Annotated in this window: 21 protein-coding genes; 13 read left to right on the forward strand and 8 right to left on the reverse strand. The window is 70.9% G+C overall.

The window, feature by feature from the left end; translation table 11 throughout:
* Window positions 1–102: 102 nt before the first annotated feature.
* Complete coding sequence (locus tag VJN29_RS07685) at window positions 103–1,209, reverse strand: helix-turn-helix domain-containing protein (protein WP_324143038.1); 1,107 nt, start codon at window positions 1,207–1,209, stop codon at window positions 103–105.
* Between the two features lie 171 nt (window positions 1,210–1,380).
* On the opposite strand from VJN29_RS07685, the gene VJN29_RS07690 reads away from it, so the two are divergent.
* The 3 genes from VJN29_RS07690 to VJN29_RS07700 all read left to right on the forward strand — a co-directional run bounded on the left by VJN29_RS07690 (window position 1,381) and on the right by VJN29_RS07700 (window position 4,485).
* On the forward strand, window positions 1,381–2,448 hold the full coding sequence (locus tag VJN29_RS07690; RefSeq protein WP_324143039.1) for a ferredoxin reductase: 1,068 nt from the start codon (window positions 1,381–1,383) through the stop codon (window positions 2,446–2,448).
* A 149-nt stretch (window positions 2,449–2,597) separates the two neighbouring features.
* Complete coding sequence (locus VJN29_RS07695) at window positions 2,598–3,788, forward strand: acyl-CoA desaturase (RefSeq protein ID WP_324143040.1); 1,191 nt, start codon at window positions 2,598–2,600, stop codon at window positions 3,786–3,788.
* Window positions 3,778–4,485: an HAD-IB family hydrolase gene (locus VJN29_RS07700; RefSeq protein WP_324143041.1), complete on the forward strand. Its 708-nt coding sequence runs from the start codon at window positions 3,778–3,780 to the stop codon at window positions 4,483–4,485. The genes VJN29_RS07695 and VJN29_RS07700 overlap by 11 nt, the downstream gene beginning before the upstream one ends.
* 79 nt (window positions 4,486–4,564) lie before the next feature.
* Here the strand turns inward: VJN29_RS07700 and VJN29_RS07705 are convergent, their stop codons facing one another.
* From VJN29_RS07705 to VJN29_RS07725, 5 genes are all read right to left on the reverse strand, one after another.
* Complete coding sequence (locus VJN29_RS07705; protein ID WP_324143042.1) at window positions 4,565–5,362, reverse strand: S1 family peptidase; 798 nt, start codon at window positions 5,360–5,362, stop codon at window positions 4,565–4,567.
* Window positions 5,363–5,460: 98 nt separating this feature from the next.
* Window positions 5,461–6,489: a dihydroorotate dehydrogenase-like protein gene (locus VJN29_RS07710; protein WP_324143043.1), complete on the reverse strand. Its 1,029-nt coding sequence runs from the start codon at window positions 6,487–6,489 to the stop codon at window positions 5,461–5,463.
* On the reverse strand, window positions 6,489–10,175 hold the full coding sequence (nifJ, locus tag VJN29_RS07715) for a pyruvate:ferredoxin (flavodoxin) oxidoreductase (RefSeq protein ID WP_324143044.1): 3,687 nt from the start codon (window positions 10,173–10,175) through the stop codon (window positions 6,489–6,491). The genes VJN29_RS07710 and nifJ overlap by 1 nt, the downstream gene beginning before the upstream one ends.
* Window position 10,176: 1 nt before the next feature.
* Window positions 10,177–11,868 carry an NAD(P)-binding protein gene (locus tag VJN29_RS07720; protein WP_324143045.1) on the reverse strand — a complete coding sequence of 564 codons (1,692 nt, stop codon included), beginning with the start codon at window positions 11,866–11,868 and terminating at the stop codon, window positions 10,177–10,179.
* A 346-nt stretch (window positions 11,869–12,214) separates the two neighbouring features.
* On the reverse strand, window positions 12,215–13,411 hold the full coding sequence (locus VJN29_RS07725; protein ID WP_324143046.1) for a thiolase family protein: 1,197 nt from the start codon (window positions 13,409–13,411) through the stop codon (window positions 12,215–12,217).
* A gap of 48 nt (window positions 13,412–13,459) precedes the next feature.
* Here VJN29_RS07725 and VJN29_RS07730 point away from each other — a divergent pair, with 48 nt between their 5' ends.
* The 8 genes from VJN29_RS07730 to VJN29_RS07765 all read left to right on the forward strand — a co-directional run bounded on the left by VJN29_RS07730 (window position 13,460) and on the right by VJN29_RS07765 (window position 20,130).
* Entirely contained in the window at window positions 13,460–14,227 is a 768-nt protein-coding gene (locus VJN29_RS07730; protein ID WP_324143047.1) for an SDR family oxidoreductase, read from the forward strand.
* Window positions 14,224–14,625, forward strand: a complete 402-nt coding sequence (locus VJN29_RS07735; protein WP_324143048.1) for a RidA family protein — start codon at window positions 14,224–14,226, stop codon at window positions 14,623–14,625. The genes VJN29_RS07730 and VJN29_RS07735 overlap by 4 nt, the downstream gene beginning before the upstream one ends.
* Before the next feature lie 16 nt (window positions 14,626–14,641).
* Window positions 14,642–15,439, forward strand: a complete 798-nt coding sequence (locus VJN29_RS07740) for an alpha/beta hydrolase (protein ID WP_324143049.1) — start codon at window positions 14,642–14,644, stop codon at window positions 15,437–15,439.
* 69 nt (window positions 15,440–15,508) lie between these two features.
* Window positions 15,509–16,705 (forward strand): ABC transporter substrate-binding protein, encoded by a 1,197-nt coding sequence (locus tag VJN29_RS07745; RefSeq protein ID WP_324143050.1) that lies wholly within the window; start codon window positions 15,509–15,511, stop codon window positions 16,703–16,705.
* Between the two features lie 50 nt (window positions 16,706–16,755).
* Complete coding sequence (locus tag VJN29_RS07750; RefSeq protein WP_324143051.1) at window positions 16,756–17,634, forward strand: branched-chain amino acid ABC transporter permease; 879 nt, start codon at window positions 16,756–16,758, stop codon at window positions 17,632–17,634.
* Complete coding sequence (locus VJN29_RS07755) at window positions 17,631–18,602, forward strand: branched-chain amino acid ABC transporter permease (RefSeq protein WP_324143052.1); 972 nt, start codon at window positions 17,631–17,633, stop codon at window positions 18,600–18,602. The genes VJN29_RS07750 and VJN29_RS07755 overlap by 4 nt, the downstream gene beginning before the upstream one ends.
* A complete protein-coding gene (locus VJN29_RS07760; RefSeq protein WP_324143053.1) occupies window positions 18,599–19,423 on the forward strand; it encodes an ABC transporter ATP-binding protein in 825 nt (274 codons plus the stop codon). The genes VJN29_RS07755 and VJN29_RS07760 overlap by 4 nt, the downstream gene beginning before the upstream one ends.
* On the forward strand, window positions 19,423–20,130 hold the full coding sequence (locus VJN29_RS07765; RefSeq protein ID WP_324143054.1) for an ABC transporter ATP-binding protein: 708 nt from the start codon (window positions 19,423–19,425) through the stop codon (window positions 20,128–20,130). Before VJN29_RS07760 ends, VJN29_RS07765 begins: the two co-directional genes overlap by 1 nt.
* A 167-nt stretch (window positions 20,131–20,297) precedes the next feature.
* Here VJN29_RS07765 and VJN29_RS07770 read toward each other — a convergent pair whose 3' ends face one another.
* Complete coding sequence (locus tag VJN29_RS07770) at window positions 20,298–21,497, reverse strand: MFS transporter (protein WP_324143055.1); 1,200 nt, start codon at window positions 21,495–21,497, stop codon at window positions 20,298–20,300.
* 54 nt (window positions 21,498–21,551) lie between these two features.
* On the opposite strand from VJN29_RS07770, the gene VJN29_RS07775 reads away from it, so the two are divergent.
* The gene (locus tag VJN29_RS07775) at window positions 21,552–21,941 is read left to right on the forward strand and encodes a MerR family transcriptional regulator (RefSeq protein ID WP_324143056.1); all 390 of its coding nucleotides are present in this window, start codon (window positions 21,552–21,554) and stop codon (window positions 21,939–21,941) included.
* 224 nt (window positions 21,942–22,165) lie between these two features.
* Here the strand turns inward: VJN29_RS07775 and VJN29_RS07780 are convergent, their stop codons facing one another.
* On the reverse strand, window positions 22,166–23,041 hold the full coding sequence (locus VJN29_RS07780; protein ID WP_324143057.1) for a PaaX family transcriptional regulator C-terminal domain-containing protein: 876 nt from the start codon (window positions 23,039–23,041) through the stop codon (window positions 22,166–22,168).
* An 87-nt stretch (window positions 23,042–23,128) separates the two neighbouring features.
* Between VJN29_RS07780 and VJN29_RS07785 the strand changes: the two genes are divergently transcribed.
* On the forward strand, window positions 23,129–24,302 hold a 1,174-nt coding region (locus VJN29_RS07785), incomplete at its 3' end, for an AMP-binding protein (RefSeq protein WP_324143058.1).

A 24,302-nucleotide genomic window follows, 5' to 3' on the forward strand; every position in this document is an offset into this window, starting at 1 on the left:
CGGCCCCGCCAGGCGGGCGCCCCGGTCCCCATCTGGCGGCCCAGCCGACCCCGGCCCCGCCACGCGGGCGCCCCGGTCCCCACCTGGCGGCCCTGGAGAAGGTCAGCGGTGGCCGGCGCGGAGGACGAGCTCGAGCTCGAACCGGGCCTCGGGATCGTCGAGCGTCTCGCCGAAGAGCTCCTTCAGCTGCCCCACCCGGTACCCGACGGTCTGCTGGTGGACGAACAGCTCTGCCGCGATCGGCGCTCGCTGCCCCTGGTGCCGAAGCCAGGACAGGAGCGTCTCGGCGAGCCGTGCCCTGACCGCCGGCCGGAGTGCGTCGAGCGGGGCGAGGCGGCGTCGCGCGAGGTCCGCCGTGGCCAGGGGCTCGGCCTGAACGATCAGCTCGGCGAGGTGGTCCTCGACCCAGACCGGTGGGTCGTCCTCGCCAACCGGGTCGCCCAAGCCGTGCGCCCCTGCCGAGACCGCCAGGTGGAGCGACTCGGCAGCCTGCTGCCACGGGCGGGCCGGCCCGATGACGGCGTGGCGTCCGCGGAGCGCCCGGTTGAGCTCCCGAGTTCGGGCCGAGCGACTGCCGAACGGCACGATGACAGCCACCTCGGTCCCCCGCTCTGCGACGAGGGCATCGGGCCCCAGGGCAGCGCGCACCCCATCGAGCCGGCTCGAGGGCAGCGTCGCCACGACGACGACGTCGGGAAGGTGCCACCCGAGGGCGGTTGCGGCCCGCTGCACGCCCGTCTCCGTCTCGCCGCGCAGGATCATCTCGAGCACCTCGCCTCGTCGGCGCTGGTGCTCTCCGGCCCGATCAGACTGCTCGAGCGCGTACCCCTGGGCGCTGGCGGCAGACAGCTCGTCGATGTAGGCGAAGAGCGACTCCCCCAGCGCAAGGATGACGTCCGGCGCGAGCCGCGACACGTCGACCGTGCGGGAGATGGCCCGGAGCGTCACCCGAGCGCCGTACCGGTAGGCCGACAGGAGCGACTCGAGGCTGCGACCGCTGCGGACCTCGCCACGGCCGAGATTCTCGTAGACCCACTTGCCGTCCTCGGACAGCGCCGGCAGCCGCGTCCCCGGCAGGTCGAGGAACCGGTGCAGGGCCAGGGTGACCCCCTGCCGGACGCCCTGGCCGAAACGCCCCTCCATCGGCATGGCATAGACCGGGACGTCGCGCGGAATGCCCTCGATGATGGCCTCGACGATCTCGCCCACGACCGGCCGAAGGACATCACTGATTTCGGTGGGTAGAGACAACCACGGCGGATCAGAAGTGGCTTGGGGCACGCTGAACTCCCACAATCTATCCGGAGAAGATAGTTTCCCGTGGCAAAGAGTACCCCTCGCCCCAAGACGCGAGACCACTCTGCGGGGGATATTCGAGGTATGGCCCAGTTCCGAGCTCTTCGCCGCGTCGCGTCTGTCTTGACGACGCCGCTCGCGCCCGAGGACTTCATCAGCTTGGTCAACCCGCTGGCGTCAACGCGCCAGCTCCGCGGCATCGTGACGAGGGTCGTCCCGGAGACGTCCGACTCGGCGACGATCCAGTTCCGCCCGGGCAAGGGCTGGAACGCCCACGAGGCCGGTCAGTGGGCCCGCATCGGCGTCGAGATCGACGGCGTGCGCCAGTGGCGCAGCTACTCATTGTCGGCCCCAGCAGGGGCCGACCCCGCCATCACGGTCACCGCGATCGGCCACGTCTCCACGGCACTCGTGCGCGACACCAAGCCGGGCGACGTGCTCTTCCTCGACGTCCCCCAGGGCGACTTCGTCCTACCCCGGCACCCCCGCCCGCTCCTCATGCTCACCGCAGGAAGCGGCCTCACCCCCGTGATGTCGATGATCCGCACCCTGGTCCCGCGTCGGCCGGACGCCGATGTCGTGCTCATCCACTCCTCCCGTACGCGGGCCGAGGCTCTCTTCCATGACGAGCTGCTCGAACTGGCCGACCAGTTCCCCGGCCTGACGGTCAAGAACTGGTTCACCCGGGAGGAGCAGGGACGCCGACTCGACCTCACGGACCTCGCCGACCTCGAGGACCTGTGTCCCGACTGGCGCACCCGCGCCGCCTACGCCTGCGGCCCGGCCGACTTCCTCGACGCGGCCACGGCCCTCTGGGAGGGCGCCGACAGTGACGCCGCGGCCAGCCTGACGATCGAGCGCTTCGCCCCGGCCCTCCTCCCGGGCACCGGCGGTGCTGGCGGCCTCGTCACGTTCGAGAAGTCTGACAAGGAGACCGAGGTGGACGGCGACACGCCCCTCCTCGAAGCCGGCGAGCAGTGCGGCGTCGTCATGCCGAGCGGCTGCCGCATGGGCATCTGCCGAAGTTGCCTGACGCCTCTCGTCGCCGGGCGGGTAAGGGACCTGCGCACCGGCGAGGTGCACGGTGACGAAGGCGAACTCATCCAAACGTGCATCAACGCTGCTGCCGGACCCGTCCACCTGGACATCTGAGAAGGGAAACATCCCACATGACCACCGTGGTGAACACCCGTACCGACACCAGCCAACCCCCCACAACGGAGACCCCCGACATCCGCGAGACCCGCGCCTCGGACACTGCCACCGTCAGCCCGACCCCCACCTCTGGGTCCAGACCGCGGATGCCGATCATCGGATCCCGGGGCGGGCCAAGTGTCCGCCCAGCGGCCGCCGCCCACCTCAGTGACGCCGATGTCGAGCGCTTGGGCCAGGAGCTCGACGCGCTCCGTGACCGCATCATCGCCTCGCGAGGAGCCAAGGACGCCGCGTACATCCGCCGCGTCATCAAGGTTCAGCGCACGCTCGAGCTCGCGGGGCGCGCCACGCTGCTGTTCTCCAGGAAGCGCAGCGCCCTCATCGCCGGCACGGCCATGCTCTCGATCGCCAAGATCCTCGAGAACATGGAGATCGGCCACAACGTGCTGCACGGCCAGTGGGACTGGATGCGTGACCCGGACATCCACTCCACGACCTGGGAGTGGGACTTCGTCACCCCGGCTGCGGCGTGGAAGCACACGCACAACGACCTGCACCACACGTGGACCAACGTCATCGGCAAGGACAAGGACGTGGGCTACTCCACGCTGCGCATGTCCGAGGACCAGCCGTGGCAGCCGCACAACATCCTCAATCCCGTCATCAACCTCGTCCTGGCACCCTTCTTCGAGTGGGGCATCGCGATCTATGACCTCGAGCTCGAGGCGTGGCAGGAGGGCGAGAAGTCGACCGAGGCGGTCAAGGGCGACCTCAAGTCGCTCGGACGCAAGATCCTGCACCAGGCCACCAAGGACTACGTCGCGACGCCCGGTGCGGCCGCGCTGTTCGGCTCGGGCAAGGAGGCGCTCATCGGCACCTTCGTGGCCAACGCGATCCGCAACGTGTGGGCCCACTCGGTCATCTTCTGCGGGCACTTCCCGGACGGGGTCGACGTCTTCACCGAGGAGATGATCGAGGGCGAGACCCGCGGCGACTGGTACATCCGGCAGATGCTCGGGTCGGGCAACATCTCCGGCAGCAAGCTCATGCACCTGATGACGGGCAACCTCAGCCACCAGATCGAGCACCACTGCTTCCCGGACCTGCCGAGCAACCGCTACGGCGAGGTCGCCGTCGAGGTGCGGGAGATCTGCCGCCGCTACGGCCTGCCCTACACGACGGGTCCGCTGCCGCGCCAGGTCTACCAGGCCTGGGCCAAGGTCTTCCGCCTCGCCCTGCCGCCGAGGGCCAAGCGACTGAGCAAGCCGGCGCTCAACCAGACTCCTCCGTCGGTCCGCCGGTCATCGCCCCTCCCCATGGTGGCGCATGGGCTCTGACGGCGCGGCGATCCGGCCCGGCCTACGGGCCGCCGCCTTCTTCGACCTCGACCGGACGCTGATCCGCGGCTCGGCCAACTACCCGCTTGCCATCGCGGCCTTCCGCAGCGGTCACGTGCCGTGGCGCGACCTCGTCAGGGACACCATCAACGCGGTTTCCTTCCATCGCAAGGGCTCGACGGATGCCGGATCCGCGGCCCTGCGCGAGCGCATCCTCGGTGCGGTCGCGGGCACGCGGCAGTCCGACGTCATCCACCTGGCCGACGAGATCGTCCCCGGCGTCGTCCGCCGCCTGATCCCCCAGTCCGCCGCCCTGCTGGCGGAGGCCAAGGCGGCGGCGATGGACCGGATCGTCGTCTCCGCATCGCCCATCGAGCTCGTCGGGCGGATCGCCTCCGCCCTCGGGCTCGAAGGTGCGGTCGCGACGAGGAGCGAGCTCGACGACGACGGGCGATACACCGGGCGGCTCATGGGCGAGTTCTGCTACCGCGACGGCAAGGTCATCGAGATCGAGAAGCTCGCTGCCGAGCGCGGCTACGACCTCGCCGCCAGCGCGGCCTACAGCGACTCCATCAGCGACCTTCCCATGCTCGAGCGCGTCGGCACGGCCATCGCCGTCAACCCCGACCACGAGCTGCGCGAGCTCGCGCGGGAACGGGGTTGGCGGGTTGTCGAGGTCGGCAGGAAGCGCCGCTGAGCGCCGCACCTGAGCGAGCCCAGCGGCATACGGAACATGCCGTATGCCGCTGGGCTCGGTCAGGCGGTCAGCTCACGTCTCAGAGGTGGTCGCCGAACTCCCCGTAGATCCAGTCGAGCACGTAGTCGCGGTCGACGCGCATGACGCCGCCCGTGCCGGCGCAGGTCGAGTTCAGCCCGAAGGACGTGACCCCGGCGACGACGTTGCTGTCACCGATGAAGTTCGGGCCGCCCGAGTCGCCGAAGCAGGTGCCGCCGGTGTTGGCGTTGTTCGACAGCAGGAGCGACTGGTCACCGGTGAAGCCGGTGTTGACCTGGAGCAGGTGCGGGTGCGCGACCATGCGGATGCGGTCGGCCTGCTCCTTCCACGCCGCGGCGTCCGGGAAGGACTTCTGCAGGCCGTAGCCGACCGACGTGAACGTCGTGCTGCGCCGCGGCCTGAGCGAGTCCAGCTGGTCCTGTGTCGGGAGCTGGCCATAGGCGTCCATCACCACCGGCTCGTCAAGGACGACGACGCCGACGTCACGGACGTAGAAGAGGTCCGGGTCGTAGTCGGGGTGGGTGTAGGGCGTACCGCCCACGTCACCGTTGTTCGGGTAGCCGTTGCCGGCCGGTCCCGACTCGACATCGGCGTCGAACCAGATCTCGACGTGCTCAGCGGGGCTCTCCGTGCAGTGGCCCGCGGTGAGGAAGAGGGTCTCGGAGACCAGGGTGCCGCTGCACCGCCAGAGGACGTCACCCTTCGCCGTCTGGGCGACCATGAGGCCGACGTAGGGGTGCCCGTCGCCATCGAGGGTTCCGTCGGTGACCGCCGTCGCGGGCAGCGCGCCAGCCACGAGCGCGATGCTCGCGATGAGCGCGGTGATGAGTCTGCGCATGCCATGCCCTTCACTTCAGGGGGCCGGCACGACGCCGGCCCCGAGATGCCGCCGCCGTAGCCGCCGAAGGCGTTGGACGGAAGGGCCGTCAGCGCGCTTCAGCGGATGCCGAGTGAGGAGTAGGTGGACCGGCCGCGCTCGAGCGCGGCGACGTAGCCGGCCCGTTCGTACGCGGTGGCGTCGGCGTCCCGGGGGACGGCGAGCCGCCCGCGCACCTCGTCGACGGACTCGAAGCCCTTGCGGGACATCCACGTCTCGAGGCCGTTCAGGATCCGTCCCGCGTGCTCGACCCCATGGCGCAGCAGGGCCGAGGCCGTCATGACGACGTCCGCACCGGCGAGCAGGTAGGCCGCCACGTCCTCGCCGCGCTCGACGCCGGTCGTCGCGGCGAGCGAACCCGCCACGTGGCCGTGGAGGATCGCGATCCACGACCTCGGGAGACGGGCATCCTCCGGACGGGACAGCACGACGCCCGGCTCGACGGACAGCCGATCGGGGTCCACGTCAGGGTGGAGGAAGCGGTTGAAGAGGACGAGGCCGTCAGCGCCTGCCTCGTCGAGCCGCAGCGCCATCTCGCCGGGCGAGCTGAAGTGCGGGCTCAGCTTGACGGCGACGGGGATCGTGACGTTCTCCTTGACCTCCCTGAGGATCTCGACGTGCCGGTCCTCGACGAGCCGACCCGGCGTGTGCGGGTCACCGGGGACGAAGTAGATGTTGAGCTCGATCGCGGCGGCACCGGCGTCCTGCATCGAGCGCGCGAGCCTCGTCCAGCCACCCTCGGTGCTGCCGTTGAGGCTGCCGATGACCGGGACGTTGACGGTGGCCGAGGCGCGCTCGATGAGCTTGAGGTAGCGCGAGACGGCGCTCGCCTCGGGGCCGCCGGGTCGGGCGGTCGTGGGGAAGTACGACATCGCCTCACCGAAGACGTGCTCGTGCGTCTCCACGATGGCGACGTCGCGCAGCTCCTCGCGGTGGACCTCCTCCTCGAAGAGCGAGTAGAGCACGATCGCGCCCACCCCGGAGTTGGCGAGGGCGACGATCCGGTCGAGGGAGACCGACAGGGGTGAGGCCGAGGCCACGAGTGGGCAGCGCAGCGAGAGGCCCAGGTAGCGGGTGGTGAGGTCCATCAGTTCCTCCTCGGATCCGTCGCGAAGCGCGCCGGGCCGCGCGTCGCCATCTCCTCATAGGTCGCCCACCGCTGGTCGACGGCCTCCTGGGCCAGGTGGAGCAGCCGGTCGGCCTCCTCCGGGTCCGAGCTGCGCAGCATCCGGTAGCGCAGCTCCTTGTAGATGTAGTCCTCCAACGGGATCCGCGGCCGGGGCGAGTCGAGCTGGAAGGGGTTGCCGCCCTTGGCCCGAACCGTCGGGTCGTAGCGCAGCAGCGGCCAGTGCCCGCTCGCGACGGCCCGGTACTGCTGGTCGAGCCCGTCCCTCATCTCGATGCCGTGGGCGATGCAGTGGCTGTAGGCGATGATGAGCGACGGCCCGTCGTAGGCCTCCGCCTCGCGGAACGCCGTGAGCGTCTGCTGTGGGTCGGCGCCCATGGCCACCCGGGCGACGTAGACGTTGCCATAGGAGATCGCCTGCAGGGCGAGGTCCTTCTTGCCAACGGCCTTGCCGCCCGCGGCGAACTTGGCGACGGCCGCGAGAGGGGTGGCCTTGGACGACTGTCCGCCGGTGTTGGAGTACACCTCGGTGTCGAGGACGAGCACGTTGACGTCGCGTCCGCTTGCGAGCACGTGGTCGAGGCCGCCGGCGCCGATGTCGTAGGCCCACCCGTCTCCGCCGACGATCCAGAGGCTCCGGCGCAGCAGGTGGTCGACAACGCTGCGCAGGTCCGCCACGGCGGGTCCCTCGAGGCCGGCGAGGCGCCGGCTGAGCTCGGCGACCCGCTCGCGCTGGGTCGTCAGCTGCGACTCACGGATCTGGGGGGCGTCCAGGATCGCGTCGGCGAGGTCTTCACCGACGTGGTGGCGGAGCTCGGCGAGCCGCTGACGGGCCAGCTTGGTGTGCAGGTCCGCAGCCAGGCGCAGGCCCAGGCCGAACTCGGCGTTGTCCTCGAAGAGCGAGTTGGACCACGCCGGGCCACGGCCGGCCGCGTTCTTGCTCCACGGGGTCGTCGGCAGGTTGCCGCCGTAGATCGAGGAGCAGCCCGTCGCGTTGGCGACCGTGGCCCGCTCGCCGAAGAGCTGGGAGAGCAGCTTGAGGTAGGGCGTCTCCCCACAGCCGGCGCATGCTCCGGAGAACTCGAAGAGCGGTTCCAGGAACTGCGTGCCACGGACCGTCCCGAAGTCGACCCGCGCCCGGTCGTTCTGGGGCAGCGTCTCGAAGAAGCCGATGTTGTCGCGCTCGGTCTCGAGGACCGGGTCGAGGTCGGCGAGGTTGATCGCCTTGCGGCCGCTGTCGAGCGGGTTGACCACCGGGCACGTCTCGACGCAGAGGCCGCAGCCGGTGCAGTCCTCGACGTACACCTGGAGGGTGTAGCGCGAGCCCGGCAGGCCGGCGGCGTTGAGCGGGGCCGAGGGGAAGCCCTCGGGCGCACCAGAGGCCTCATCGGGGTCGTAGTACTTCGACCGGATGACGCTGTGCGGGCAGACGAACGCGCAGTTGCCGCACTGGATGCAGCTCTCCGGGTCCCACTGCGCGACGAGGTCGGAGATGCGGCGCTTCTCGAAGGCGGTGGTGCCGCTGGGGTAGGTGCCGTCGAGCGGCAGCGCGCTGACGGGCAGGTCGTCGCCGCGGCCGGACATCATCGCGGCGGTCACGGTCCGGACGAACTCCGGCGCGTCCTCGGGGACCACCGGTGGCATGGCACGGCTCGCGTCGTCTGCCGACTCGGGGACCGGTACCTCGTGCAGGGCTGCCACGGCACTGTCGACGGCGGCCTCGTTGCGGCGCACGACCTCACTGCCGCGCCGCCCGTAGGTCTTGTGGATGGCGGACTTGACCGCCGCGATCGCCTCGTCGCGGGGCAGGACGCCCGAGATGGCGAAGAAGCAGGTCTGCAGGACGGTGTTGGTCCGGCCCCTCAGCCCGGCGGCCTCCGCGACGGCGTCGGCGTCGATGGCCCACAGGTGGAGGCCCTTCTTGATGACCTCCTCCTGCACCGGGCGGGAGAGACCGGCCCACACGTCCGCCGGCGACCCCGTCGCGTTGAGCAGCACCCGTGCTCCGGGCCGGGCGACGCCGAGCACGTCGACCTTGTCGAGCAGGCCGAGCTGGTGCACCCCGACGAAGCCGGCCTGGCGGACCAGGTAGGGCGCCTTGATCGGGTGCGGCCCGAACCGCAGGTGCGAGACGGTCTGCCCGCCGGACTTCTTCGAGTCGTAGACGAAGTAGGCCTGGGCGTGCAGGTCCGGGTCGGCGCCGAGGATCTTGATCGTGTTCTTGTTCGCCCCGACGGTGCCGTCCGAGCCGATGCCGTAGAACACGGCGCGCAGCGTCTCCTCGTCCTCGATGTCGAGGTCCTCGTCGTAGGGCAGGCTCGTCCCGGTCACGTCGTCGTTGATGCCGATCGTGAACCGGGGGCGCGGCATGGCGGACGCGAGCTCGGTGAAGATGCCGGCGACCATGCCGGGGGTGAACTCCTTCGACGAGAGGCCGTACCGGCCGCCGATGACCTGCGGGAGGACGGCGACCCGGCCATCCTGGTGGGCCTCGGTCAGTGCGGTCACGACGTCGAGGAAGAGCGGCTCGCCCGACGAGCCGGGCTCCTTGGTCCGGTCGAGCACGGCGACGCGGCGGACGGTCGACGGGAGCGCGGCGACGAGCTCGGCCGCCGGGAACGGACGGTAGAGCCGCACGCGCAGGACGCCGACCCGCTCGCCACGCCCGTTCAGGTGGCGGACCGTCTCGGCGACGGTCTGGCCGCCCGAGCCCATGACCACGATGACCCGCTCGGCGGCCGGGTCGCCGTCGTACTCCACGATGGAGTACTGCCGGCCGGTGTGGCCGGCCAACCGGTCCATCGCCGCCTGGACGATGCCGGGGACGCGCACGTAGAACGGGTTCACCGTCTCGCGCGCCTGGAAGTAGACGTCCGGGTTCTGGGCCGTGCCGCGCACGAACGGCCGCTCGGGGCTGAGGGCCCGGGAGCGGTGGGCGCGGACCAGCTCCTCCGGGACCAGGTCAGACAGGACGTCGTCCGGGAGCCGTTCGATGGTGTTGAGCTCGTGCGACGTGCGGAAACCATCGAAGAAGTGCACGAAGGGCACCCGGCTCTCGAGCGTCGCCGCCTGGGCGATGACGGCGAGGTCGTGCGCCTCCTGGACCGACCCCGACGAGAGGAGCGCAAAGCCGGTCTGCCGCACCGCCATGACGTCCGAGTGGTCGCCGAAGATCGAGAGCGCTTGGGCCGCAATGGATCTCGCTGCAACGTGGAAGACCGTCGCGGTCAGCTCGCCGGCGATCTTGTACATGTTGGGGATCATCAGGAGCAGGCCCTGCGACGCGGTGAACGTCGTCCCGAGGGCACCACCCTGCAGGGCGCCGTGCATCGCGCCGGCCGCGCCACCCTCGCTCTGCATCTCGACGACGGTCGGGACCGTGCCCCAGATGTTGGTGCGCCCGTGCGTGGCCCACTCGTCGGCCAGCTCGGCCATCGTCGAGGATGGCGTGATCGGGTAGATCGCGCAGAGCTCGTTGAGCCGGAAGGCCACGTCGGCCGCGGCCTCGTTGCCGTCAATGGTGTTCTGTTCCCTGGTGGCCGCTTCCTTGACGACCTGTTCCGTAGCGGCCTGTTCCGTGGCGGCCTGTTCCGTGGCGGCCTGTCCTGTAGCGGCCTGTTCCGTGGTGACCACGTCCGTGGTTGTCACGTCAACCCCTCTCCACCGCGTCAGCGGTCCGCACCGGCGCGAGCTCAGAGCTGAGCTCCGACTCGGCAACCATCTCGATGGCGTGCACGGGACACTGCCGGTAGCACGTGCCACAGCCGGTGCACTTGGCGTAGTCGAACTCGTAGCGAAGTCCCTTGCCCAGCTTGATGATCGCGTCCTCCGGGCACGACCCGAAGCAGCCGTCGCACTCGAAGCAGTTGCCGCAGGACAGGCACCGTCCGGCCTCGAAGCGCGCCTCCGGCTCGGAGAGCCCGGCGACGACCTCCTCGAAGGCCCTGATCCGCATGGCCGGATCCAGCTCCGGCTGCTGGCGCCGGTCGTGGTCGCCGAAGTACCAGAGATTGAGCCGGTCGGAGTGGACGATGTCGTGCCTGGGCGCCTTGACGAGCTCCTCCGAGCGGAGCCACGCGTCGATGCTCCGAGCAGCGCGCTTGCCGTGCCCGACGCCGATCGTGACGGTGCGCTGGCTCGGGACCGCGTCGCCGCCCGCGAAGATCCCCGAGGCGCCGGTCATCAACGTCGACGGATGGACCTGGACGACGTCGTCGTCGAACTCGACCCCCGCGACGCCCCGCAGGAAGGCGGTGTCGCTCTCCTGACCCAGCGCGAGGATGACGGTGTCGGCAGCGAGGGTCTCGTGGACGCCGGTCCCGTGCGGGCGGCCGTGTTCGTCGAGCTCCTGGACCTCGACGGTGAGGTCGCCCTCCCCCATGTCCTTGATGGTGCGCAGCCAGTTGATCCGGATGCCCTCGGCCTCGGCGTCCTCCGCCTCCTCCTCGTGTGCGGGCATCTGTTCCCGGGTCCGGCGGTAGACGATGACCGACTCGTCGGCGCCGACGCGGCGGGCGACGCGGGCGGCGTCCATCGCGGTGTTGCCGCCGCCGTAGACGGCCACGGTCCCGCTGAGGGGCTCCTGCTCGCCCGTCTCGACGCCGCGCAGGAAGGTGACGGCGTCGAGGACGCGCTTCGCGTCCATGTTGGGGATGTCGACCCGCTTCGACAGGTGCGCCCCCACCGCGACGAAGACGGCGTCGAATCCGCCCTCGACGCGCTCGGTCTCGAGATCGGTGACCCGGTGGTTCTGCTCGAAGCGCACGCCGAGGGTCACCAAGCGCGCGATCTCCGCATCGAGGACGTGCCGCGGCAGGCGGTAGGCCGGGATGCCGTAGCGCATCATGCCGCCAGGCTCGGGCCCGTTGTCGCGCACGACGACCTCGTGGCCGAGGCGGGCGAGGTGGAAGGCGGCGGACAGCCCGCTCGGGCCGGAGCCGATGACGAGCACCCTGCGGCCGGTCCGGATGGCCGGAGGCTCGAACTGCCAGCCCCGCTCGATGGCGAGGTCGCCGAGGAACCGCTCGACCGCGTGGATCGACACGGCTCCGTCGAGGTCGACCCGGTTGCACGCCGTCTCGCACGGGTGGTAGCAGACCCGCCCGTGGATCGCCGGGAACGGGTTGTCCAGCGTCAGCTGCCGCCACGCCGCCTCGTGGTCGCCGTCCTTCTCGTGGGCCAGCCAGGCCTGGATGTTCTCCCCGGCCGGGCACCCTGCGTTGCACGGCGGCAACAGGTCGAGGTAGACCGGTCGCTGCGAGCGCACCGGCCCGGAGCGGAGGCGTCCCAGACCTAGCGGCGCCAGCGGGGTGAGGTCTCGTTGCTGTTCGGACACGCGCATCTCCAAGGTCCGCGCCCGGACGCAGCCACGCCCGGGACACCGGGTACTACGAGTTGTAGTACTACAGTACCTGCCCCTACTCGGGCCGGTGCAGTCTGGTTGGTCACGTCGGGCGTGACGTCGTTTCCGAGCGCAAGCGAGCTCAGCGGCATACGACATCTCCCGTATGCCGCTGAGCTCGCTCCCGCGCGTCCGTGTCCTCGAGCGCGTGGCCGGGTCGGCAGGCCCCCACCTCGCTGGCCAGACCGGGACCCGGGTCCCGATGTGGCGGGAGAATCAGCCCCGACCCCGCCAGGTCGGGACCGGGGTCCTCATCTGGCGGAACCCCTCGTGCGTCCGGAGGCGGTCAGTCGACGCGGACGAGCACCGCCTGGCCGAGCCCGACGCCGATGCAGGCGGCGGCGACGCCGACTCCCCCACCGCGACGCCGAAGCTCGCGGGCGAGGTCGACGATGACCCGGGGTGCGGACGCGCCGAGCGGGTGGCCGATCGCGATGGCGCCGCCGTTGACGTTGACGCGCTCGCGGTCGACCTCGGGGAGCTCGTCGAGCGTCGAGAGCACCATCGCGGCAAAGGCCTCGTTGATCTCCCAGAGGTCGATGTCCTGGTGCGACAGACCTGCCCGCTTGAGGAGCTTCGCGATGGCCGGGACCGGAGCGACTGCGAAGCGCTCCGGGGACACCCCGACGGTGGCGGAGCCGACGATGCGGGCGAGCGGTTCGACCTCCATCCGCTCGGCCACCGCGCGCGTGCCCACGAGAGCCGCGAGCGCGCCGTCGCTGATGGGCGAGGAGTTGCCGGCGGTGACCGCACCGTCGGCCGTGAAGGCCGGGCGCAGTGCGCCGAGCGAGTGGGGGGTGCTGTCCCGGCGGAGCGTCTCGTCCTGCTGGACCTCGTTCAGCGGCATGACGAAGCCCTCGTGTCGACCCTGGTCGTACGCGGCGGCCACGAGCTGGTGGGAACGCGCGGCCCACTCGTCCTGCTCGGCCCGCCCGATGCCCTTCTCCTCGGCGACGCGCTGGGCGGACTCGCCGAGCGAGCGGGTCCACTCGTCCGGGAACCTCGGGTTGACCAGGCGCCAGCCGACGGTCGTCTGGTGCAGCTCCATCGAGCGGGGCAGCGCCTCGTCCGGTCGCGGGAGGACGAACGGAGCGCGGCTCATCCCCTCGACCCCGCCGGCGATGACGAGGTCGGCGTCACCCGTGGCGACCGCGCGGGACGCCTGGACGACGGCCTCGCCGCCGCTCGCGCAGAGCCGGTTGACCGTGACGCCGGGGACCGTGACGGGAAGCCCGGCGAGGAGTGCGGCCATGCGGGCGACGTTGCGGTTCTCCTCGCCCGCGCCGTTGGTGTTGCCGTAGTAGACGTCGTCGATCTCGAGGCCCTCGCCGGAGGTCGGGTCGAGCGCCGGGTGGCGGGCCACGAGCTCCTGGATGGGCAGCGCCGCGAGGTCGTCGGTGCGGATCCCCGAGAGGGCGCCGCGGTTCTTGCCGAAGACCGTCCGGACGGCGTCGATGAGGTGGACGTCGGCGAGGGAGCTCATATGTCGCAATGTTGACGGTCGTAACGGACGAATGGCAATGTCTGTGACGTGACCGACACCGCCGTGCCGCCCGTCGCGCTCGTCTCGGGCGCCGGGCGCGGCATCGGGCGGGCCGTGGCGGTGGCGCTCAGCGAGGCCGGTCATGCGGTCGCCCTCACGTCCCGCAACGCGGCCGAGCTCAAGGAGACGGCGGCCGCCTGCCCGGGCCCGACCCTCGTCGTGCCGGGTGACATCACCGACGCAGACTTCGTCGACGAGCTGTTCGAGCGGGTCGAGGGCGAGCTCGGGACCGTCGATGTCCTCGTCGCCAACGCCGGGGCCGGCACGTCCGCGCGGCTGGCGAAGACGACCGACGAGCAGTGGCAGCGGATGCTCGACCTCAACCTCACGGCTCCGTTCCGGTGCCTGCGGCGAACGCTGCCCCGCATGACGGAGCGGGGGCACGGGCGGGTCGTCGTCATCGCCTCCGTCGCGGCCAAGGTGGGCGAGCCGTACATCGCCGCCTACACCGCGAGCAAGCACGGCGTGCTCGGGCTCGTGCGGTCAGCCGCCGCCGAGCTGGCCGGCACTGGAGTGACCGTCAACGCCGTATGCCCCGGCTACGTGGACACGCCGATGACCGACGAGACAGTCGAGGGCATCGTGGCGAGCACGGGACGCACCGAGGCCGAGGCGAGAGCCGCGCTCGAGGCCAAGCAGCCGATCGGCCGGCTCATCCGGCCTGAGGAGGTGGCGGCCGCCGTGCTGCTCTGCGTGACGACGCCAGCCATCACCGGCCAGGCCATCAACGTCGACGGAGGTGCGGTCCAGTCATGAGCCCGCTCGAGCATGTGAACCCTCCGGAGCTGGGCCGACCGAGCGGGTTCAGCCACGCCGTCGTGGGCCGGGGGCGCACGGTGTTCCTCGCGGGCCAGACGGCACTCGACGAGGGCGGTCGCATCGTCGGTGACACCGTCGTCGAGCAGTTCGAGCGGGCGCTCACCTCGCTGCTCACCTCGCTGCGAGCCGCCGGAGGCGAGCCGGAGCACCTGGCGAGCGTGACGATCTACATCGTCGACATGGACGACTACCGGGCGAACTCCCGGGAGATCGGTGCGGTCTGGCGCCGGCTCGTCGGGGCGGGATACCCGGCCATGGCCGGCATCGGGGTGGCCCGGCTGTGGGACGAGGAGGCCCTCGTCGAGGTCCAGGGCTTCGCCGTCCTGCCGGACTGAGGTGCGGACAGCGACCATGACCGCAGGCGAGCTCGACCTCGAGTACCTCCCCGGCCTCACCGTCCCCAACGCGACGGAGCTGTTCGAGGAGTGGGCGAGACGGAGCGCCGAGGTCCGGGCCGCCATCCCGCCGACAGAGCTCGCCTACGGGCGCGGTGCGCACGAGGCCATGGACGTGTTCTCCCCCGCAGCTGGAGCGGTGCGGGCGACGGTGCTGTTCATCCATGGCGGGTACTGGCGCGCCTTCTACAAGGACCACTTCAGCTATCTCGCGCCGGCACTGGTCGCGGCAGGGCTGCGGTTGGCCGTCGTCAGCTACGACCTCGCGCCCTCGGTCCACGTGACGGACATCGTCGGCCAGGTGCGACGCGCCGTCCTGCACCTGTCCCGGCGCTTCGCCGAGCCCCTCGTCATCACCGGGCACTCGGCCGGTGGCCACCTTGCCGCGGTCGTGCACAGCACCGACTGGGCGACCCTCGGCGCAGACCGACCGCGCGTCGCCGCGGCCGTCGGCATCTCCGGCCTCTACGACCTCGAGCCCCTCACCCGGACCTCCCTGCAGCCGGTCGTCGACCTCACACCGCTCGAGGTCTCGGCCCTCAGTCCGGTCCGGAGGCGACCGACGACCGACGCCCCCTTCCTCGTCGCCCTCGGCGCGCTCGAGTCCCCTGCCTTCCATGCCCAGTCACGCGAGCTCGTCGCTGCCTGGCCCGGGGTCGCCATGGGGCCGCTGGCCGTCGAAGGGTGCCACCACTTCGACGTGTGCGACGAGCTGCTCCCGCTGACCGAGCGTGCTCTCAACGTTATGTCGTGACATGGACGGGCGTCCTCAATCCGTCATATTGTCGTCGAACCAGCCGAACTCACCGACAAGGACGTCACCATGAGGTTCCGCTCCCTTTCCACCGCCGTCCCCCTCGCCTCAGCGCTGGTCCTCACCCTGGGTCTTGCGGCCTGCGGCGACAGCACCCTCGGCGGCAGCGACGACGCGCCCGGGACCGGTGCCTCCGGCCCGCTCAAGATCGGCCTGCTCGTGCCCCAGTCGGGTGTCTACAAGTCCCTCGGCGACGACATGAAGGCCGGCTTCGAGACCTACCTGAAGGAGAAGGGCAACAAGCTCGGTGGCCGCGACGTGGAGGTCATCCTCGCGGACGAGGGCGAGACCGCCGACAGCGGCAAGGCGGCGGCCGACAAGCTGGTCAAGCAGGACCGGGTCCATGTCGTCACCGGCATCGTCAGCTCCGCGGTCATGAACGGCACCGTCGACCTCTTCGAGACGAGCGGCATCCCGCTCGTCGGCTCCAACGCGTCACCGACCACGCTGACGGGCAAGAAGTTCGTCTGGCGCACGTCCTACGTCAACGACGAGCCCGGCAAGGCCCTCGGCGGCTACGTGGCCAAGCTGAACAAGGGACCGGTCTACCTCCTCGCCGCCGACTACCAGGCCGGCAAGGACGAGGTCACCGGCTTCAAGGAGACGTTCGTGCCCGGTGGTGGCGAGGTCGCGGACGAGGTCTACACGCCGTTCCCCGGGACGAAGAACTTCCAGCCCTTCCTCGCCGGCCTCCAGAAGTCGGGCGCGACCCAGGTGTTCACCTTCTACGCCGGCGGCGCCGCAGTCGACTTCGTCAAGCAGTTCGACCAGTTCGGCCTGACCGGCAAGGTGACGCACTACTCGGCCGGCTTCCTCACGGAGGGTGGCGTCCTCGAAGCCCAGGGCAAGGCGGCTCTCGGCACGCTGACGTCGATGAACTACTCCGCCGACCTCGACAACGAGACCAACAAGCGCTTCGTCGAGGGCTACACCACGGCAACGGGTCGGGCCCCGACGACCTACGCCATGGCCTCGTACGACGCCGCGCAGGTCATCGACAAGGCCGTGGAAGCAGCCGGCGCCAACGCCACGAGCGAGGCGATCAACGAGGCGATCAGCGGCGTCGGCGAGATCGACAGCCCCCGTGGTCCGTGGTCGTTCAACGACAACGGCACACCGAAGCAGATGTGGTACCTGCGCGAGGTCAAGGAGGTTGACGGCAAGCTCGCCAACGTCGTCATCTCCGAGCTCGGGGTGCTCGGCTGACGGCTCGATTCACGCCACCGACCCGGTTCTGACAGAAGGACATCGACGCCATGCTGGGCTGGATCGACAACAACCTCGTCAGCATGGTGGACGGAGTGGCCTACGGCCTGCTGCTCTTCACGCTGGCCGTGGGCCTCTCCCTCGTCTTCGGCATGATGGACGTGCTCAACCTCGCCCACGGCACGCTCTACCTCGTCGGCGCCTACGCGGCCTACGCGCTCTCCGACGGCGGCTGGGGCGGCTTCTTCCTCGCCCTGGTGGTCGGGCTGCTCCTCGGGGTCCTCGGCGGCGGTGTCCTCGCAGCGGCAACCGCTCCGCTGTCGACCCGCGGGCACCTGGACCAGGCGGTCCTCACCCTGGGCATCGCGTTCATCGCCGCCGAGATCATGACGATGATCTTCGGCGGCGAGGTGCTCCCGACGCAGCCCCCGGACGCGCTCGCCGGATCGGCGTCCATCGCGGGGCACAGCTACCCGACCTACCGGCTCGTGTTCATCCTCGTCGCCGCCCTGCTCGCCCTCGTCGTCCACCTCGTCTTCGAGAAGACGGCCCTGGGGGCGCTCGTGCGGGCCACGGTGGCCGACCGCGACATGGTGCGCGCGATGGGCTTCGACACCCGCCGGATCCTGTTCGGCGTGTTCGCCTTCGGCGCCGCGCTGGCGGCGGTCGGTGGCGTGCTCGGGGCGCCGATCATCGCGCCCGGCCCGGGCGTCGACGAGAACGTCCTCGTGCTCTCCCTCGTCGTCGTCGTCATCGGCGGTCTCGGGTCGGTCCGCGGCGCCCTGATCGGCGCCCTCGCCATCGGCGAGGTGCAGACGCTGGGGGTCGCACTCGTCCCGGACTACGCGCCCTTCCTCCTCTTCGGCGCCATGCTCGTCGTGCTCGCGGTCCGCCCGCAGGGCTTCCGCACGCAGGGAGCCCACGCATGAGGGGCACCGTGCTCAAGAGGATGACGTATGCCGCTGTGCTCGCTCTGCTGGTCCTCGTCCCCTGGGTGCTTGGCCAGTACGCGGTCGCCACCCTCTCGAGGATGCTCATCTTCGCCGTGCTCGCCATGAGCGTGAACCTGCTGACGGGCATCGCGGGGCTGCCGACGCTGGGCCAGTCGGCGTACTTCGGCGTGGGCGCCTACACCGGTGCCCTCGTCGCGATCAACGTGTCCGCCGTCGGGGTCGTCCAGCTGGTCGTCGCGACCCTGGCCGGGGCGGTCGCCGCCGCGGTCACGGGGCCGGTCGCCGTCCGTGCCCGCGGGGTGCCCTTCCTCATGATCACGCTCGCCATCGGTGAGATCGCCTACAGCGCCGCCGGGCGGATGGAGTCGGTCACCCGGGGGACCGACGGGCTCTCGGGCATCCCGCCGCTCGTCTTCGCACCCGGCGGAGAGGGGACCGTGAACGAGGGCCTCGTCTACTACTACGTCCTCGCCGTCTTCCTCATCTGCTTCCTCCTCCTCCAGGTGCTCCTCCGGTCGCCCTTCGGGCTGACGCTGCGGGGGTTTCGGGACAACGAGCTGCGACTGCGGGCCGTCGGCTACCGCACGACGAGGTACGCCCTGGCCGTCTACGTCATCGCCGGTGCCGTCGCCGGCGCGGCCGGGTCGCTCTGGGCGACGTCACAGCGGTTCGTCTCCCCCGGCGACCTCGGCTTCGAGATCGCCGCGCTCGCGCTCCTCGCCGTCATCATCGGTGGGGTCGGCTCGATGTGGGGCGCGTGTCTCGGCGCGGCCCTCGTCATCCTCACCCGCGACTACTTCGGCGGCATGCTGGCCGGGCGGGGACCGCTCCTGCTCGGGATCCTCTTCGTCGTCACGGTCTACCTGCTGCCTCGGGGGATCGCGGGCACGTCGGACGCCCTCGCGTCGCTGCGTCGCCGTCGCCGCGCGGAGGTGGCATCGTGAGCGCCGGCCCCGCCCCCACCGCCGCGAAGGAGGTCGGAGACGCCCGCACCGCGAGCAGCCTGGAGGTGCGCCGGGTCTCCCAGCACTTCGGCAGCCTCAAGGCCGTCGATGACGTGTCGTTCCACGTGGCCGCCGGCAGCAGGCACGCCGTCATCGGCCCCAATGGAGCCGGCAAGTCGACCCTGTTCGCCCTCATCGCGGGGACGCTGCCACCGACCTCGGGCACGGTCCTGCTCGACGGCGGCGACGTGACCGGCCTGCCCGAACCAACCCGGGTCCGGCTCGGGCTCGTCCGCTCCTTCCAGCACTCGTCGCTGTTCCTGCGCGAGTCCGTTTCGGAGAACGTCGCCCTGGCCGTCCAGCGGCGCCTGGGGACGCAGTGGTCGATGCTCCGCCCCGCACGCAAGCGCGCGGACGTGCTCGAGGAGGTGAGCGGCATACTCCATCGTCTGGGTCTGGCCGACCGCTCCGGGGCACCCGCCGGATCACTCAGCCACGGCGAGCGGCGGCAGCTCGAGGTCGCCGTCGCGCTGGGCACGTCCCCGACGATGCTGCTCCTCGACGAGCCCGCGGCCGGCATGTCGGCGGCCGACACGGAACGGTTCAAGGAGATCGTCCTGGCCCTGCCGGACCACATCACGGTGATGCTCGTCGAGCACGACCTCGACCTCGTCTTCGGCCTCGCCGACCGGGTGACCGTCATGCACCTCGGGCGCCACCTCCTGACCGGCACGCCCGACGAGGTGCGCGCCGATGACGAGGTCCACGCGGCCTACCTCGGCGGCGGGGACGCGACCGAGCTCTTCCCGGAGGTGTCGTGATGGCGGCCATCCTGTCCGTGCGCGACCTGAGGTCCGGCTATGCGGGGTCGGAGGTGCTGCACGGGGTGAGCTTCGACCTCGAGGAGGGCTCGGTGCTGGGCCTGCTCGGACGCAACGGCGTCGGGAAGTCGACGCTCGTCAGCACCGTCATGGGCCTCGTTCGGCCGAGGGCCGGGTCCGTCGTCGTCGACGGCACGGAGGTCGCCGGCCGGCGCCCCGACCAGATCGCCTCCATGGGCGTCGCGTACGTGCCCCAGGGCCGGCGCATCTTCGCCCCGCTCACCGTCGACGAGCACCTTGCCATCGCTGACCGGGCCGGGCGCTCCGGCTCGTGGACTCGAGAGCGGGTGCTGGAACTGCTGCCCCGGCTCGGCGAACGGCTCGGCCACCGCGGCGACCAGCTCTCGGGCGGCGAGCAGCAGATGCTCGCGATCGCCCGGGGCCTGCTGACCAACCCGCGCCTGCTCCTGCTCGACGAGCCCTCCGACGGCCTGGCGCCCACCATCGTCCAGCTCGTCGGCGACGTCGTCCGCGAGCTGTGCGCCGGAGGGTTGTCGGTGCTCCTCGTCGAGCAGGACCTGCGGCTGGCCTTCTCCGTGGCGCAGCGGGTCGTCGTCATGAGCAAGGGGACGGTGCGGCTCGACACGACGACGGAGGACTTCAGGTCCGATCCCGTCCGCGCCCGCGCCCTCCTCGGCGTCGGCTGACTCCGCTACGGCCTCTACCCGGGGTAGAACCCGGAGCGGTGACCCCGGCTGTCCCGCTGCGACCTCTACCCGGAGTAGAACCCGGGCGGATAACCCCGGGTGTCCCGCTGCGACCTCTACCCGGGGTAGAACCCAGAGCGGTGACCCCGGCTGTCCCGCTGCGGCCTCTACCCGGGGTAGATGTCAGCGCGAGACCGGACGGCGGCCGCCAGTCCGACCGCAGCCACCAGGGCTGCCGCCGCTGCAGGCGCGGGCAGGGCCGATGGACCCGATCGACCGACGAGCAGGCTCGCTACGGCCGCCCCCACAGCAATGCCTCCGTTGAACACGACGGGGATGAGCGCTGAGGCCAGGTCGCGGTGTGTGGTGCCGGCACGCCGGAGGATCTCGGTCTGCGCCAGAGGCGGCAGGGCTCCGCTCGCGACCCCGAGCCCGAGGATGGTCACCAGGCCCAGAGGCGCCTCGGACGCCCGCAGCAGCCCGAGCAGCGCCACTGCGGTCGCTGCCGACGCGACGACCAGACCAGTAGCCGGCCGCCTCACCCGCCCGGCCACCGCGACGCCCACAGCCGAGGCCAGCCCGAAGGCGAGCAGCAGGCCACCCATGCCACCGGGCACCAGTGCGGCTGCTGCCTCGCCGAGTCGAGTGATGAACGTGTACGTCCCGTAGAACCCCACGAGCAGCAGGCCCACCAGCCCGGTCACGAGGATCGTCGGAGCCAGCGACGCAGCCTCGGTTGCTGCCTCATCGCGGCCACCGCCCGTGCCCGAGCGCGCACGGCTCGGCACGACGGCCCGCACCACCAGAGCGACGGCGACCGCGGAGGCGGCGAGCACGACGAAAGCCACCCGCCAGCTCGTCACGTCGGCGACCACCCGCGCCAACGGGGTGCCGATCACCATGCCGAGGGTGGCCCCCATCAGCACCATCGCGACGGCTCGACCGAGGAGGGCCTCGGGGACGAGGTCGGCGACATGCGCGTTGGCGGTCGCCCACAGCAGGCCGACGGCCGCGGCTCCGACCAGCCGTGCCCCGAGTGCGACTCCGAACGACGGCGCGAGACCCGTCGCCAGCGACGACGCGGCCAACCCGAGCAGGCCCGTGACGATGAGGGCCCTGCGGTCGATGCGTCTCGTCAGCCGCGTCAGCGGCAGGCTCGCGACGACGACGGTCAGGGCCCACGTGGCCACGAGCTGCCCGGTGAGTGACTCGGTCACGCCCAGGCCCACGCTCATCGGCACGAGCACCGCTGTCGGGAGCATCTCGGCGGTGACCATCACGAGCGTTGCCGCGCCGAGGGCGAGAAGGGCTGGCATCGGGAGCCGGGTGGCTTCGCCGGCTCCGGCGCGGGTGGTGGTGAGTGACATGGCTCGACGGTAAACTTTCACACTGATGTCAATGTCAAGCCTGAGGAATGAGCCGTGAAGATCGGTGAAGTGGCCGAACGCACGCAGCTTGCGCCCCGTCTCATCCGTTACTACGAGCAGCAGGGCCTGCTCACGCCGGACCGGGCCGACAACGGCTACCGCACCTACACCGACGAGCACGTCGAGCGGGTCGGCCGCATCGCCGGCCTCGTGCAGGCCGGCATCCCGACGCGGCTCGTCAAGGTGCTGCTCGACGCCGAGGACGCTGCTGCGCGGGACGAGCCGACCTGCCCGGCACAGGTGGCGGAGCAGCTCGCCGCGGAGCTCGGCCCCCTCGAGGCCCGGATCGCGTGCCTGACCCGCAGCCGTGACACCATCCGCACCTACCTCGAGCGCACCCGGCACGAGGCGCTGCTCAGCGCCAACGCCAGCGCGCCGACGTGACAGAGGGGACGGAGCGGCATACGTATGCCGCTGGGCTCCCTTGCGCGCCCACCTGACCCGGGTGCGTTCTCCCCTCGTCGAGTGTGCAGTTCGTGCCCACCTGACCCAGGTGCGCCCTCCCCTCGTCGAGTGTGCAGTTCGTGCCGACCTGCTCGGCATTTGGTGCACGCTCGACGAAAGGGAAACCGGCGCGGACTGCACACTCGACCAAAGGCGCGGGGCCTTTACTGCACAGTCGAGGAGAACTTTGCCCCGCGGACGTGTTCGACGAAGCGGTGGGCGGGCGCCTCGAGCCGGCGGCGCAGCGCGAAGAACGTGTCCGCCGCCCGAGCGCCCATCCAGTCGCGCGGCAGCAGCTCCGGTGCCAGGCCCGGGTCGAGGTAGGGCAGGCGCCGCCAGGCCGTGAGTGCCCGCACGTAGTCGGCGAACGCCTCCCCCTGGTCGTCCTTGCGGCGACGCTGGCGCCACGACGCCAGGACAGGGCCGTGCGACTCGTCGAACTGCCGGTAGAGGGCATCGAGGCTGTCGAGGTCCCACCAGGCCCGGACCTCGGCATGGAGGTCCGCGAAGCCACGGTAGGACGCATGGAACAGGTCGACGTACGAGGCCAGCCCGTGCCGCTCGAGGGCGAACCGGGTCTCCTCCTCGAGGTGGCCCGGCGCGATCCAGACCCCGTTGCCGACGGTGCCGTAACCGAGCCAGGCCAGCCGCGAACGGAGCAGGTGGCGCTGCCGGCGCTCGGACTCCGGCACCGAGAAGACCGCGAGCACCCAGCCCTCGGCCAAAGCAGCCCGCCGCCGCTCGAAGATGCGCCGGTCGCCGTCGTCGAGGATCTGTCGCGCCTCTGACGACAGCGCATAACCCGCACTGCCGTCGACCCGCTCCGCCTCGAGGATCCCGCGTCGCTTGAGCCGCGAGATCGACGACCGGACGGCCGCCTCCTCGACCCCGAGACGGGACATCAGGCGGATGAGCGAGCTGACGCTGATCCAGCCGCCCACCTCTCGCGCATAGAGCCCGTAGACGCTGACGATGAGGGCGCGCGGGCGCGCGGTTGCCGCGCTGACGTTCACCTCGTCGGCCAGGTCGGTGTCGGTCACGTTCGGAGCCTAACGCCCGACCGACGTGGACGCCCGGCGCATGCCGAAGCATTGACGGTCGTGAGAAAGACTCCATACGGTGCTGCCATGGAGCTCACCCCCTCCGCCCACGTCGACACCTTCTGCCGGGACAACCTCCCACCGCAGGACCAGTGGCCAGAGTTCCTCTTCGAGGTGCCCGAGGTCCACTACCCCGACCGGCTCAACTGCGGCGTCGAGCTGCTCGACCGCATCATCGAGGAACAGGGCGCCGACCGCCCCTGCCTGCGCGCGCCCGACGGCACGGTCTGGACCTACGGCGAGCTGCGCACCCGCGCGAACCAGGTCGCCAACCTCCTCGTCGAGGACCACGGCCTCGTCCCGGGCAACCGAGTCCTACTCCGCGGCCCGAACAACCTGTGGCTCATCGCCTGCTGGTTCGCGGTCCTGCGGGCCGGCGGAGTCGTCGCGCCGACCGTGCCGCTGCTCCGCCCCAAGGAACTGCGCATGGTCGGTGACATCGGCCGTTTCGACCTGGCCATCTGCGACACGCGGTTCGTCGACGACCTGGCCGCCGCCGAGATTCCCGGACTTCGCACCATCGTCTACGGCAGCGACGCCGACGACGACCTGACCCACACGTCCACCGGCAAGAGCACCGACTTCACGCCGGTCGACACTGCGGCCGACGATGTTTCCATGCTCGCCTTCACGTCTGGCACGACGGGGCGCCCCAAGGCGACGATGCACTTCCACCGTGACGTCCTCGCCAACGCCGACACCTTCTCGCACTACGCCCTCAAGCCGACCAAGGACGACGTCTTCACGGGCACACCGCCGATCGCCTTCACCTTCGGGCTCGGCGGCCTGGTCGTCTTCCCGCTGCGGGTCGGCGCCAGCACCCTGCTCATCGAGAAGGCCACGCCCGACCAGCTCGCCGACCTCATCGAGGCCCACCGCGTGACGGTCTGTTTCACCGCTCCCACCGCCTACCGGGCCATCGTCTCGTCCGGCAAGGCGTCGCAGATCCACACGCTGCGACGCGGCGTCTCGGCGGGCGAGCACCTCCCCGCCGCCACGTGGCAAGCCTTCAAGGACGCGACCGGCGTCGAGCTCATCGACGGGATCGGCTCGACCGAGCTGCTCCACATCTTCATCGCCTCGGCCGACGAGGAGATCCGCCCGGGATCGACCGGCAGGCCCGTCCCGGGCTACCGCGCCAGGATCATCGACGAGGCCGGCGAGGACGTCCCCGACGGCGAGCCGGGTCGACTTGCCGTCA

This window comes from Intrasporangium sp. (assembly GCF_035280925.1).
Taxonomy (GTDB): Bacteria; Actinomycetota; Actinomycetes; order Actinomycetales; family Dermatophilaceae; genus Intrasporangium.